General features: G+C 72.7%; 13 protein-coding genes. 5 read left to right on the top strand and 8 right to left on the bottom strand.

From position 1 onward, the window contains the following. From ACYF6T_RS38845 to ACYF6T_RS38830, 4 genes are all read left to right on the top strand, one after another. The coding region (locus ACYF6T_RS38845) for a LytR/AlgR family response regulator transcription factor (RefSeq protein WP_461702609.1) at positions 1-625 on the top strand (625 nt) is incomplete at its 5' end. 2 nt (positions 626-627) lie between these two features. Beyond that, on the top strand, positions 628-990 hold the full coding sequence (locus tag ACYF6T_RS38840; protein ID WP_461702607.1) for a hypothetical protein: 363 nt from the start codon (positions 628-630) through the stop codon (positions 988-990). A 12-nt stretch (positions 991-1,002) separates the two neighbouring features. Further along, a complete protein-coding gene (locus ACYF6T_RS38835) occupies positions 1,003-2,715 on the top strand; it encodes a sodium/solute symporter (RefSeq protein ID WP_461702606.1) in 1,713 nt (570 codons plus the stop codon). After that, entirely contained in the window at positions 2,712-3,917 is a 1,206-nt protein-coding gene (locus tag ACYF6T_RS38830) for a sensor histidine kinase (protein ID WP_461702605.1), read from the top strand. The genes ACYF6T_RS38835 and ACYF6T_RS38830 overlap by 4 nt, the downstream gene beginning before the upstream one ends. A gap of 3 nt (positions 3,918-3,920) precedes the next feature. Here ACYF6T_RS38830 and ACYF6T_RS38825 read toward each other — a convergent pair whose 3' ends face one another. The 7 genes from ACYF6T_RS38825 to ACYF6T_RS38795 all read right to left on the bottom strand — a co-directional run bounded on the left by ACYF6T_RS38825 (position 3,921) and on the right by ACYF6T_RS38795 (position 11,680). Continuing rightward, positions 3,921-4,091, bottom strand: a complete 171-nt coding sequence (locus tag ACYF6T_RS38825) for a hypothetical protein (protein ID WP_461702603.1) — start codon at positions 4,089-4,091, stop codon at positions 3,921-3,923. Between the two features lie 13 nt (positions 4,092-4,104). Continuing rightward, a complete protein-coding gene (locus ACYF6T_RS38820) occupies positions 4,105-5,970 on the bottom strand; it encodes a serine/threonine-protein kinase (RefSeq protein ID WP_461702601.1) in 1,866 nt (621 codons plus the stop codon). Positions 5,971-6,019: 49 nt separating this feature from the next. Further along, positions 6,020-7,354 carry a DUF6777 domain-containing protein gene (locus ACYF6T_RS38815; RefSeq protein ID WP_461702599.1) on the bottom strand — a complete coding sequence of 445 codons (1,335 nt, stop codon included), beginning with the start codon at positions 7,352-7,354 and terminating at the stop codon, positions 6,020-6,022. Between the two features lie 67 nt (positions 7,355-7,421). Further along, a complete protein-coding gene (locus tag ACYF6T_RS38810) occupies positions 7,422-8,372 on the bottom strand; it encodes a cytochrome c oxidase assembly protein (RefSeq protein ID WP_461702598.1) in 951 nt (316 codons plus the stop codon). 108 nt (positions 8,373-8,480) lie between these two features. Next, positions 8,481-9,506, bottom strand: coding sequence for a 6-phosphofructokinase (locus tag ACYF6T_RS38805; protein WP_461702597.1), 1,026 nt, complete (start codon positions 9,504-9,506; stop codon positions 8,481-8,483). Between the two features lie 188 nt (positions 9,507-9,694). Next, entirely contained in the window at positions 9,695-10,423 is a 729-nt protein-coding gene (locus tag ACYF6T_RS38800; RefSeq protein WP_461702596.1) for a type 1 glutamine amidotransferase, read from the bottom strand. Between the two features lie 18 nt (positions 10,424-10,441). Then, positions 10,442-11,680 (bottom strand): DUF1727 domain-containing protein, encoded by a 1,239-nt coding sequence (locus tag ACYF6T_RS38795; protein WP_461702595.1) that lies wholly within the window; start codon positions 11,678-11,680, stop codon positions 10,442-10,444. Positions 11,681-11,792: 112 nt separating this feature from the next. Here ACYF6T_RS38795 and def point away from each other — a divergent pair, with 112 nt between their 5' ends. Next, the gene (def, locus tag ACYF6T_RS38790; protein ID WP_461702594.1) at positions 11,793-12,338 is read left to right on the top strand and encodes a peptide deformylase; all 546 of its coding nucleotides are present in this window, start codon (positions 11,793-11,795) and stop codon (positions 12,336-12,338) included. Here def and ACYF6T_RS38785 read toward each other — a convergent pair. After that, a complete protein-coding gene (locus ACYF6T_RS38785; protein WP_461702593.1) occupies positions 12,335-12,976 on the bottom strand; it encodes a TetR family transcriptional regulator in 642 nt (213 codons plus the stop codon). The genes def and ACYF6T_RS38785 overlap by 4 nt on opposite strands. Between the last annotated feature and the right edge of the window lie 73 nt (positions 12,977-13,049).

Below are 13,049 nucleotides of genomic sequence, written 5' to 3'. Positions count from 1 at the left end.
CATCAACCGGGCGCTGGAGTCCGGGCCGGGCGGCCCGGAGGCGATCGACGTGGTGTTCCTCGACATCCACATGCCCGGCCTCGACGGCCTGGACCTGGCCCGGCTGCTGACCGGCTTCGCCAAGCCGCCGCTGGTCGTGTTCGTCACCGCCCACGAGGACTTCGCCGTCCAGGCGTTCGACCTCAAGGCCGTCGACTACGTCCTCAAACCCGTGCGCAAGGAACGCCTCGCGGAGGCGATACGCCGGGCCGCCGAACTGCGCGGCTCGGCCCCCCGCATCCCCGTGCACGAACCCGACCCCGACCACATCCCCGTCGAACTCGGCGGTGTCACCCGCTTCGTCGCCGTCGACGACATCACCCACGTCGAGGCCCAGGGCGACTACGCCCGCCTGCACACCGACAAGGGCAGCCACCTCGTCCGCATCCCGCTGTCCACCCTGGAGGAGCGCTGGCGCTCCCGCGGCTTCGTGCGCATCCACCGCCGCCACCTCGTCGCCCTGCGCCACATAGGCGAACTCCGCCTGGACGCGGGCACGGTGAGCGTCCTCGTCGGCGGCGAGGAGCTCCAGGTCAGCCGCCGCCACGCGCGCGAGCTGCGGGACCTGCTGATGAGGAGGCCGTAGCCGTGCCAGGCCAGGACCCCGCCGACCGCCGCGTCACCGTCACCGGCCCGCCCCGCCGCGCCCGGCGCGCCTCCGGCTACTACCGCCCGCGCACCGAGATCGACGAGCAGACCACCCTCGGCCACACCTACGTCCGCTCCCTCATGCGCACCCAACTGCGCGCCGCCCTCGCCGTGTTCGCGGTCCTCGGCCTGCTGATCGCCCCGCTGCCCCTGGTCTTCGCCGCCACCCCCGACGCCCGCCGCCTGCAGTGGCTCGTCCTCGGCTTCTGCCTGTACGCCCCGCTGATCCTGCTCGCCCGCTGGTACGTCCGGCGCGCCGAACGCAACGAACGGGACTTCGTACGGCTCGTCGAGGACCGCTGAGACACCCCGCCCATGAACTCCGGCTACGCCGTCCCCGCCGTCGCCCTGGTCGTCGTCGCGACCGTCCTCGTCGGCGCCTTCGGCCTGCGCATCTCCCGCACCACGTCCGACTTCTACGTCGCCTCCCGCACCGTCGGCCCCCGCCTCAACGCCGCCGCCATCAGCGGTGAGTACCTCTCCGCCGCCTCCTTCCTCGGCATCGCCGGACTCGTCCTGGTCCAGGGCCCGGACATGCTGTGGTACCCGGTCGGCTACACCGCCGGCTACCTGGTGCTGCTGCTCTTCGTCGCCGCCCCGCTGCGCCGCTCCGGCGCCTACACCCTCCCCGACTTCGCCGAGGCCCGCCTCGCCTCGCACGCGGTACGCCGGCTCGCGGGCGCCTTCGTCGTCGGCGTCGGCTGGCTCTACCTGCTGCCCCAGCTCCAGGGCGCCGGGCTGACGCTGACCGTGCTGACCGGTGCGCCCGGCGCGCTCGGCGGGGTCATCGTCGCCGTCGTCGTGGTCGCCACCGTCGCTGCCGGCGGCATGCGCAGCATCACCTTCGTGCAGGCCTTCCAGTACTGGCTCAAGCTCACCGCGCTGCTCGTCCCCGCCCTCTTCCTCGTCCTCGCCTGGCAGCGCGACGGCGCCCCCACCCACGCCTTCGAGGAACCGGCGACCTTCCGCCAGCAGCGCGCCGTCACCGTCGACAGCAGCGTCGACCTGCGCCTCGACCGGCCGCTGACCGTCACCGTGACCGGCACGGTCGACGGCCGCGCCCTGCACGGCCGCACGGTCCGGCTGCCCGCCGGGACCCACCACATCGAGCACCACACCCGGCTCACCTTCCCCCGGGGCAGCGCGGTACCGCGGGCCGACCGCGGGGCCAACGGCGGCATGTCCACCTCCCTCGCCACCAGCCGCGAGGAGCGCCCGCTGTACGCCACGTACGGACTGATCCTCGCCACCTTCCTCGGCACCATGGGCCTGCCGCACGTCGTCGTCCGCTTCTACACCAGCCCGCACGGCGTCGCCGCCCGCCGCACCACCGTCGCCGTCCTCGCCCTGATCGGCACCTTCTACCTCCTGCCGCCGCTCTACGGCGCCCTCGGCCGCCTCTACACCCCCGAACTGACCCTCACCGGCGACGCGGACGCCGCCGTGCTCCTGCTGCCCGACCGCATGATCGGCGGCGTCGGCGGCGACCTGCTCGGCGCGCTGGTGGCGGGCGGCGCCTTCGCCGCGTTCCTGTCCACCGCCTCCGGACTGACCATGGCCGTGGCGGGCGTGCTCACCCAGGACGTGCTCCCGAGCCGCGGCGTACGGCACTTCCGGCTCGGCACGCTGCTCGCCATGGCCGCGCCGCTCGCGGCGAGCGTCCTGGTGGGCGGGCTGCCGGTGGCCGACGCGGTGGGCCTCGCCTTCGCGGTGTCGGCGTCGTCGTTCTGCCCGCTGCTGGTGCTCGGCATCTGGTGGCGGCGGCTCACCCCGCCGGGCGCCGCGGCCGGGATGCTCGTCGGCGGCGGCTCCGCGTTCGTGGCGGTCGCCGCGACGATGGCCGGCTTCCCGGGCGGCGGCCCGCTGCACGCCCTGCTCGCCTGGCCCGCCCTCTGGTCGGTACCGCTGGGCTTCCTCACCATGGTGCTGGTGTCCCTGGCCACGCCGGGACGGGTGCCGGGCGGCACCGAGGCGATCCTGGCGCGGTTCCATCTCCCGGAGGAACTGCGGGCGGAGGTGAAGGCGTGAGCGGATTCCTGGCCGGCCTGTGCGTGGCCGTCCTGCCGCTGCTGGCCGCCGGCTTCTGGCTGGGGCGGCGCACGGCACGCCCCGAGAGCCTGGCCGGCCTCGGCACCCCCGTCGAGCACGCCACCTTCCAGACCCTGCACACCGCCTCCCTCGCCGCGCCCCCGCTGCGCGCGGGCCTGACCGAGGAGACCGCCCGCAAGTCCGCCCGCAGGCTGCGCACCCTGCTCGGCACCCACGCCCTGTGCCTGACCGACCAGAAGGACGTCCTGGTCTGGGACGGCGTCGGCGCTCACCACCGCGGCGAGATCATGGAACGCCTCGCCTCGCCCCTGGAGACCGGCCGCGGCGAGGCCTTCCGCCTGACCTGCGAGCAGCCCGACTGCCCGGTCCGCTGGGCCGTCGTCGCCCCGCTCACCGTCGACGACCGCGTCCACGGCGCCCTCGTCGCCTGCGCGCCCCGCGAGTCCGCCGTCCTGGTCCGCGCGGCCGGCGAGGTCGCCCGCTGGGTCAGCGTGCAGCTGGAGCTGGCCGACCTCGACCGGTCCCGCACCCGGCTGATCGAGGCCGAGATCAAGGCACTGAGGGCGCAGATCTCCCCGCACTTCATCTTCAACTCGCTCGCCGTGATCGCCTCGTTCGTCCGCACCGACCCCGAGCGCGCCCGCGAACTCCTCCTGGAGTTCGCCGACTTCACCCGCTACTCGTTCCGCAGGCACGGCGACTTCACCACCCTCGCCGACGAACTGCACGCCATCGACCACTACCTGGCGCTGGTGCGGGCCCGCTTCGGCGACCGCCTCTCCGTCACCCTGCAGATCGCCCCCGAGGTGCTGCCGGTCACCCTGCCCTTCCTGTGCCTGCAACCGCTCGTCGAGAACGCCGTCAAGCACGGTCTGGAGGGCAAGAGCGACAAGTGCCACATCCAGATCACCGCGCAGGACACCGGCGCCGAGGCCCTCGTGGTCATCGAGGACGACGGCGCCGGAATGGACCCCGGCCTGCTGCGCCGCATCCTCGCCGGCGAGCTCAGCCCGTCCGGCGGCATCGGGCTGTCCAACGTCGACGACCGGCTGCGCCAGGTCTACGGCGACGACTACGGCCTCGTCATCGAGACGGCCGTCGGAGCGGGCATGAAGGTCACCGCCCGGCTGCCCAAGTACCAGCCGGGCGTGCACTCGGCGGGGCGGCTCATCGAGCCCTGAGCCTCAGGCGCTGCGGGTCGCCACCATGCCGAGGGTGATCAGGCCCAGCACGACCCAGCCGAACCACAGCCAGCCGTTGCTGCCGAGCGCCACCGTGTAGGCCGTCACCACGACGAGCCCGCCGACGGTGACCACCCCCATCGCCTTCGTAGAACCGTCCGTGGATCCGGGCATCGCGACACCCTCCTCAGGATTCGTCCCCCTCCATGGTGCCCCCGTTCTGCTTCCGGACGGTGCACACGACGAAATGCGTCCCCGCTTTCCAGGGACCCTCGCTGGTCCAGGAGCCGGAGGTGTACACCGAGGGGTCGAACCCGTAGTCGGCCGGCGGCACGGCCTCGGCACAGGCCGCGTCCGACGCGGTCCGCGCCTCGGTGAGGGTGACGTCGCCGCCCAGCCGGGTGAAGCCGAGGACCTGTTCGTCGTGCGCGCCCTTGCAGGAGACGAGGCGGGCGTCCCGGTGCGAGCGGGCCTGGAGGCAGTCACGGCGCTGCATGTTCGAGACGTCCGTGAAGGCCGTACCGAGCCCGCGGTGGGCGCCCAGCGGCCCGTACACCGGCCCGTGCGCGCCGAGCACCAGGCACACCACCCGCCGCCCGGCCGCCTCGAAACCGGCCGCGGTCGGTACGACGGCCACGCTGCGCACGTCCGCGAGCCGTTCCCGGATCTCCTGCGTCCGCTCCGCGCACCGCGCCGCCCCCTGCGTACGCGCCTGCCGGGCCGACGCGGCCGTCACGAACGCCATCACCTGCCCGTCCGGCGCCCTGTCCCGGCAGGTCGGGTCGAGCGAGATCCGGGGCGTGCCCTGGAAACGGGCCCCCGGCCAGTCGGCGAGGACACAGTCCCCGTCCCTGAGCGGCTTCGCCAGCCCGACGGCCGCCCCGTAGGGTGCCGCCGCCTTCCCGCCGTCCTCCTTCGTCTGGTGGGCCATGGCGTACCAGACCCCGCCCAGGGCGAGCACCAGGCCGAGGCAGGCCGCGAGGAGGGCGCGCAGGGCGCGGGGGAGGTCGCGGCGGCGGTGCGTGGCGGGCGGCGACGCGGGGACGGGGCCGAAGCCGCGGGACACCACCGGGGCGGGCGAGGGCGTGGCGGCTGCGGCCCACGGCGGCTGCGAGGCAGGGACCGCCGCGGCCCAGGGCGGCTGCGAGCCGAGGCCGGTCTGCGTGCGGGCGTACGGCTCCGCCTCCGGGGTGACGATCCGCGACAGCGCCGCCTCGGCCTCCGGGGCGGACGGCCGCCGCGCCGGATCCTTCGCGAGCAACCGCCGCAGTACGGGGCCCAGCGCGCCGGCGCGTACGGCCGGGCGCGGCTCCTCCATGACCACCGCGGTGACCTCCGCGAGGCTCGACCCGCGCTCGAAGGGGCCCCGGCCCTCGACGCCGTAGTACAGCGTGCAGCCCAGTGAGAACAGGTCCGCGGCCGGCGTCGGCGGCCCGCCCGTGGCACGCTCCGGAGCCAGGTACCCCGACGTCCCGACGAGCACCGATGCGAGCGTGTAGCGGGTCTCGCCGGCGTCCGGCTGCACCGAGATGCCGTAGTCGGCGAGCAGCACCCGGCCGTACGGTGCGCCGCTCCGGTCAGGCGCGAGCAGGATGTTCGCCGGTTTCACGTCCCGGTGCATGACCCCGCGCTCGTGCCCGGCGGTCAGCGCGTCGAGCACGGCGAGCCCGATGCGGGCGCACTCCGCGGGCGCGAGCGGACCCCGCGTCTCGACCAGTTCCTTCAGATCCACGGCGCCGGACACGTACTCCATCACGATCCACGGCAGCCCCTCGTGCTCCAGCACGTCGTGCACCGTGACGACGTGCGGATGCCCGCGCAGCCCCGCCGCGTGCCGGGCCTCCGCACGGGCCCGCGCGACCCGCGCCTCCCGGTCGTCGCCGGCCGCGAGCGGGTCCTGGAACACGATCTCCTTGAGCGCGACCTCGCAGGCGAGTCTCTGGTCGTGGGCGAGCCACACATGGCCCATGCCGCCGCTGCCGAGCCGGTTCAGCAGCAGATAGCGGCCGGCGATGACCCGGCCCACTCCCGACGTCGGTGATCCTGAAGGCATCCGGTGACTCCCGGGTTCTCGGATGATTCGGATGGTGAGGCGGGGGGCGCTAGGCGGACGCGCTCGCGCTGGTGCCGGGCCCGGACGAGCCGGGCTCACTCGGGGCGGGCGCGCTGCTCGCCGGCTCACTGGTGGCGGGGACGCTGGTCGCGGGGGCGCTCGTGGCCGGGGCGCTCCTGGTCTCGGGCGGGGGCGCCGACGGGGTGACCGGAGTCTCGGGCGGGGGTGCGCTGCTGGTGGGCGGCGGGGGAGGAGCACTGCGCGGGGTCGAGGAGGGCGGCGACGTGGAGGGGGCGGGGGAGCCGGTCGACGGCGACGACGGCGACGAAGGGGGCGCCTTCGACGACGGCTTCGTCGGCTCTGGTGGCTCTGTCGGCTTGGTCGGCTTGGTCTGCTTGGTCTGAGGCGGCGGCGTGGGCGATCCCCCTGCCGCCACGCTAAGCGTCACGTACGCCCCGAACCGAGCCTGGGCCCCGGCCGCCGGATCCGAGGCCGTCACCCGCGCGTCGTCGGCCGGCGGCGTCTTCCCCGCGTACCCGACGGCCAGCCCCGCGGCGGTCAGCCGCCGGCTCGCGGCGCCGAACGTCGTCCCGGTGACGTCGGGCACCGTACGGGGCGCGCCCGCGTCGAAGGCCGTGTCGTGCGCGCCCGTCGTGCCGACCGGCCGGGCGATGCCCTGGTCCGGAGCGGCGACGTCGACCAGCACCAGCCGCGCCATCCCGCGCGGCGCCGGCCGCACGGCCACCACGGAGGAACGCTCGTATCCCGTCCACTTCCTGTTGCCGTTCTCGAACCTGACCGAAATACGGTGCGTGTCACCCCTGAAGGGGCGCAGTGGATTTCCGCAGGAACACTTCACGGCGGGCAGTCCCCGCTGATCGACGAGAACGGCGATTCCGGCCTGCAACAAGGAGTCGAAGGGAACGGCCTTTCCCTTCCTGTAGTCGTGGTTCTCGACGAGCGTGTCGTGGCGCAGGAGAACAGGAGTGAGCCGGTCCAGATATCCCGGAATCCGGTCCGTCGTGATATTCAGCGCACTCGCCCACGCCTGTGCCTTCCGATGATTCCCGGGGGCGGTGAGAAACGCCTTGAGCTTCCTCACGTCGCAGATCGTCGGCTGCCGTGTGCCGCCGTACAGGCCGGGCGTGTCCCCTTGCTGGAGGCTCCCGCGCACGGCCTGCGACCGCACCTCGGTGTCGTGGCCGAGCCCGCTGCTCTCGTCGAAGAAAGGCGCGAGAGAGGGAACCCCCGCGGCGACCGCCCGGACGACGGTCAGCGGCGTGTGCCGATCACATCCGCCGAGCGCCAGTACGCATACCAGTAGTACGGCGATCTTTGAAACGGCCGATTTCCCGGCCCTTTGCATGAACGCGCGAAATGTCATCACCGCTCCCCCCGGCGGTACCCCCATCGCGTTTCATGCTACTGAAAGCCGCGGAATGGCGAAGCCTTTACTGCCCGCGTGCGTTCAATGAGGCCAAATAGGCGTTGTACGCCTCGAGTTCCTTGTCGCCGTCCCGGTCGGCGGCCCGGTCCTTGCGCTTGGCCTGCCGCTGCTCGGAGCCGTACCACTGGAACAGCAGGGCGATCAGCACCAGCACGGACGGGACCTCGCTGAACGCCCAGGCGATGCCGCCGGCCGCCGTCTGGTCGGACAGGGCGTCGATGCCGAGCGAGGCGGGCGGGTTCTTGAACGTCTCGACCATCGGCGTCGACGCCATCATCAGCGCGATGCCGAAGAACGCGTGGAACGGCATGCCCGCGAACAGCTCCAGCATCCGCATCAGATAGCCGGGCCGGTACGGTCCCGGGTCCACGCCGATGATCGGCCAGAAGAACACCACGCCCACCGCGAGGAAGTGCACCATCATCGCGATGTGCCCGGTCTTCGAGCCCATCAGGAAGTCGAACAGCGGGGTGAAGTACAGCGCGTACAGGCTCGCGATGAACAGCGGGATGGTGAACGCCGGGTGCGTGATGACCCGCATGTACCGGCTGTGCAGCAGCATCAGCAGCAGCTCGCGCGGCCCCTTGCGGCCCTTGCCGGCGGCCGGCAGCGCGCGCAGGGCGAGGGTGACGGGGGCGCCGAGCAGGATCAGGATCGGCGACAGCATGCTGATGACCATGTGCTGCACCATGTGCACGCTGAACATGACCATGCCGTAGTCGTTCAGCTTGGTGCACATCACGACCAGCACGGTCAGCACGCCGGCGACGAACGACGCCGTCCGCGCCGCCGACCACGCGTCACCGCGCCGGCGCAGCCGGACGACCCCCCACCCGTACAGCGCCAGCCCCGCCAGGCAGGCGACGAGGAAGAACGGGTCCGCGGACCACTCCAGCCCCCGTCCCAGCGTGAACGGCGGCAGATCCATGGTCATGCCGTGCCCGCTGTGGTCCATCGGCCGGCTCCTGATTCGTGGGGGTTGTGCAAGTCTGTCCGCACACAGACTAGAACCACCCCCGGTCACTGTTCCGACCGGGGGCGGCACAACCCACTCGCCGGACGGCTAGAGCACGCACTCCGCTTCGGCGTAGCGGTCCTCGGGCACCGTCTTCAGCGTCTCGACCGCCTCCGCCAGCGACACCATCGTGATGTCCGTCCCCCGCAGCGCGGTCATCTTGCCGAACTCGCCCCGGTGCACGGCCTCCACCGCGTGCCAGCCGAAACGGGTCGCCAGGACGCGGTCGTACGCCGTCGGCGTGCCGCCGCGCTGCACGTGCCCCAGGATGACCGGCCGGGCCTCCTTCCCCAGCCGCTCCTCCAGCTCGATCGAGAGCTGGCGGGCGATCCCGGCGAAGCGCTCGTGCCCGTAGACGTCCGTGCCGCCCTCGTCGAACTCCATGGTCCCCGGCTTCGGCTTGGCGCCCTCCGCCGCGACGACGATCGCGAACCGCTTGCCCTGGTCGAACCGCGCGCCCACCCGCTCGGTCAACTCGGCGATGTCGAAGGGCCGTTCGGGGACGACGATGGCGTGCGCGCCGGCTGCCATGCCGGAGTGCAGGGCGATCCAGCCGGTGTGCCGGCCCATGACCTCCACGACCAGCACCCGCTGGTGGGACTCGGCGGTGGTCTTCAGCCGGTCCAGCGCCTCGGTCGCCACCCCCACGGCCGTGTCGAAGCCGAAGGTGACGTCCGTGACCGCGATGTCGTTGTCGATCGTCTTGGGGACCCCGACGATCGGCAGGCCGTTGTCGTACATCAGCCGGGCCGCCTTCAGCGTGCCCTCGCCGCCGATCGGGATGATCGCGTCCAGGCCGAGCTCCTCGACATGGCCCCGGGCCCGTTCCACGCCGTCCCGCAGGTGCGAGGGCTGGACCCGGGAGGAGCCGAGGATCGTGCCGCCGCGGGCCAGGATGCCGCCCACCGCGTCGAGGTCGAGCTTGAGGTAGTCACACTCCAGAAGGCCCTTCCAGCCGTCCCGGAAGCCGATGACCTCGTCGCCGTGGTCGGCGACGGCACGGTGTACGACGGACCGGATGACGGCGTTCAGGCCGGGGCAGTCGCCGCCGGACGTGAGGACACCAATGCGCATAGCCCGAAAAAACCTTCTCACCGTATAGACGTGGGCCCAGACCGGACCACGCTGTCCGGCTCGAACCCCGCCACCCTAGCGGCAGGAGGGGGCGGGGCCGCACCGTGCGTCCGACTGCTGGACGACCCCGCTCACCTGTGCGGACGGGACGTCAGACGGGCTGGTTACGAGAGGTGGGACAGCAGGTGTCAGGCAGGCTGCTGGGCCGCCGCGATGCGTTCGTTGCGCAGCGCCTCGTACCACCGGTCGTCGGTCGGCGGCAGCGCGTTCACGTCGAGCGCGAGCTTCAGCAGCAGGTCCGCGATCAGCGGGTTGCGCGCCAGCACCGGCCCGTGCATGTACGTGCCGAAGACCGTGTCGTTGTACGCGCCCTCCGTGCCGTCGCCCGTGCCGTTGCCGTTGCCCAGGCGCACCTTGGCCAGGGGGCGGGCGGTCGGGCCGAGGTGGGTGACGCCCTGGTGGTTCTCGAAGCCGGTCAGCGGGGGCAGGCCCAGGCGCGGGTCGATGTCGGCGAGCACGTCGCCGACACAGCGCGCGCCCTCACCGCGGACCGAGACCACGTCGAGCAGGCCCAGGCCCGGCTCGCGCTGGCCGAGGTCGTTGATGAACTCGTGGCCGAGGATCTGGTAGCCGGCGCAGACGGAGAAGACGATCGCGCCGTTCTCCACGGCCCGGTGCAGGCCGCCGTCCCGGCGCAGCCGCTCGGCCGCGAGCCGCTGCGGACGGTCCTCGCCGCCGCCGATCAGGTAGATGTCCCCGGAGGTCGGGATCGGCTGGTCGCTGCGCACGTCGAGGCGGGCCACGTCCAGGCCGCGCTGCCGGGCCCGGCGCTCCACGACGAGGACGTTGCCCTGGTCGCCGTAGGTGCTGAGCAGGTCGGGGTAGATCCAGACGACCCGCAGTTGGTTGTCGCTCACAAAAGTCCCCTGAAGTCTTCAGTTGCCGACGCGGCGGCGCAGGTCCTGGAAGGCGGTGTAGTTGGCGATGACCTCGATCCGGCCCGGCTGGCTCATCTGGACCGCCTGGTCGAGGGTGTCGTACACCTGGAACTGCTGGCCTGCGACCTCCAGGCGCACCGCGAGGTCCAGCCTGCGGTCGCCGATGACACAGATCGGGTGGCCGGTCAGCCGTGTGTAGTCGACGTCCCACAGCCAGGAGGTGTCGGTGCCGTCGGCGCTGCGCGCGTTCACCGAGAGGATCACCGGGGTGGGCGGCGGGTCGATCAGGCTGAACGTTTCGAGCCAGCCGGCCGGGTTCTTGGCGAGCAGCAGCCTGAGGTCGCGGCCCTGGAACTGCACCACGTCGTAGCGCCCGGCCACCGCCTGCACCTGGTACATGCGTTCCAGGGCGACCTGCGGCGGCACGCCGAAGACGGCGGCGACGGCGGCGGAGGAGGCGGCGTTGGCCTTGTTGGCGCGGCCCGGCAGCTGGAGGTGGATCGGCCAGGCGGAGCCGTGCGGGTCGAGGACGTGGTCGCCGGAGAGCGCCCAGCTGGGCGTCGGCCGCCGGAAGCCGCACTCGTTGCAGAACCAGTCGTCGCCCGGGCGCCGCATCACACCGCCGCAGGACGGGCAGGACCAGGCGTCGTCCTTCCACATCTGCCCGGCGGCGACCCAGATCACGTTGGGCGAGGAGGAGGCGGCCCACACCACGAGCGGGTCGTCGCAGTTGGCGACGACGACGGCCTTCGAACCGGCCAGCCCCTCACGCCAGTTCTCGGCGAGCATGCGGGTCTCCGCGGCGCGGTCGAGCTGGTCGCGGGAGAGGTTGAGCAGGGCGATGCACTTGGGGTCGGTGTCCCGGGCGACGCCCGCGAGGTACTTCTCGTCGACCTCGATGACGCCGTAGCGGGCGTCCGAGCCGCCGGCCAGGGCCGAGGTGATGCCGGCCGGCATGTTGGCGCCGAGGGCGTTGGAGACGACGGGGCCGGCGGCCCGCAGGGCCTCCGCGATGAGCCGGGTCGTGGTCGTCTTGCCGTTGGTCGCCGAGACCAGGACGACGTCCAGGTTCTGGGCGAGCCGGGCGAGGAGGTCGGGGTCGAGCTTGAGCGCCACCCGGCCGCCGATCACCGAACCGCTGCCGCGCCCCGCGGCGCGCGACGCCGCCGCGACCGCCTTGCCCGCGGTCACGGCGATCTTGGCCCGCGGCGTGAGCGGGTCCGAGTTGCCTGCCATCAGTTCTCGATCCTCCTTGCGTACGCGCCGCGCCTGAAGCCTGTCGGCAACGTGGTGGTGGTCAGCCTATCGAGATCCATTCGCACTCCCGAATCGCCGTACCCTTGCGGCCATGCGAAACGGCTCCATTCCGGGCACCCGCGGGCGTGTCCGGCCCCTCACCCTGCTCGGCGACCCGCTGCTGCGGGCGCCCTGCGCGGACGTCACGGACTTCGGACCCGAACTGGCGGCCCTGGTGGAGGACTTGTTCGCGACGATGTACGCGGCGCAGGGAGTGGGGCTGGCGGCGAACCAGGTGGGGCGGTCCCTGCGGGTGTTCGTCTACGACTGCCCGGACGACGAGGACGTCCGGCACCTGGGCCATGTGGTCAACCCCCGCCTGGTCGAGGCCGACGGCGTGGTGGTGCGGGGTCCGGAGGGGTGCCTGTCCCTGCCGGGGCTGGAGGCGGGCACGGAGCGCCACGACCACGCGGTGGTCGAGGGGTTCACGGTGACCGGCGAGCCGGTCACCGTGCACGGGACGGGCTTCTTCGCGCGGTGCCTGCAGCACGAGTGCGATCACCTGGAGGGCCGGGTCTACGTCGATCACCTCACCGGTTGGCGGAAACGCAAGGTGCTGCGACAGGCGGCGAAGGCCTCCTGGAGCGACCGGGGCTAGAAGCCGGGGCCGCCGATCCGGTCGCCCGCCGCCGCCAGCCGGCCCCACAGCAGGTCGGCCAGGCTGCGGACCAACTCCGCGCGCGAGCACGGGCGTTCGCCCAGCCACCAGTCGCCGGCCGCATGCATCATGCCGACGATGCCGTGGCCCCAGACCCGGGCCAGTTGCTGGCTGCCCGGACCGAGGTCGAGGCGGTCCTCGATGACCTGGGCCAGTTCCTCGCCCATCCTGCGCAGCAGCGGCGCGGAGTGCTTGCCCACGTCGAAGCCCTGGTCGCTCTGGGAGCCCTCCGCCGGATGCATCAGGAACCGGTAGACCTGGGGACGGGCCTCGATCGCCGCGAGGTAGGTGTCCAGGGTGGCCTCCACGCGCTCCCGCCGGTCCGCCGGCGCGTCCAGCGCCGCCCGCAGCGAGTCCAGCAGCGCGTCCGTGTGGCGCTTGGCGAGCGCCGCGTAGAGTCCGCCCTTGTCACCGAAGTGCCGGTACAGGATCGGCTTGGTGATGCCCGCCTCCGCGGCGATCGCGTTCATCGAGGCCTGCGGTCCGTCGCGCAGCACCACCCGGTCCGCGGCCTCCAGCAGCTCGCGCCGACGGCGGTCGGCGGACCGCTGCTGATCGGTCCGCTGCGTGGTGTCCATGTACTCTCCCCACCCGTGCTGATTCGGTGACGCCAGCGCAAACTAACACTCACCATGCCCCCTGCATCGAACG

It is taken from the genome of Streptomyces sp. 7R007 (assembly GCF_054850255.1).
The sequence above is the reverse complement of the archived record's forward strand: the minus strand, read 5'-3'. Positions and strand labels throughout refer to the sequence as shown.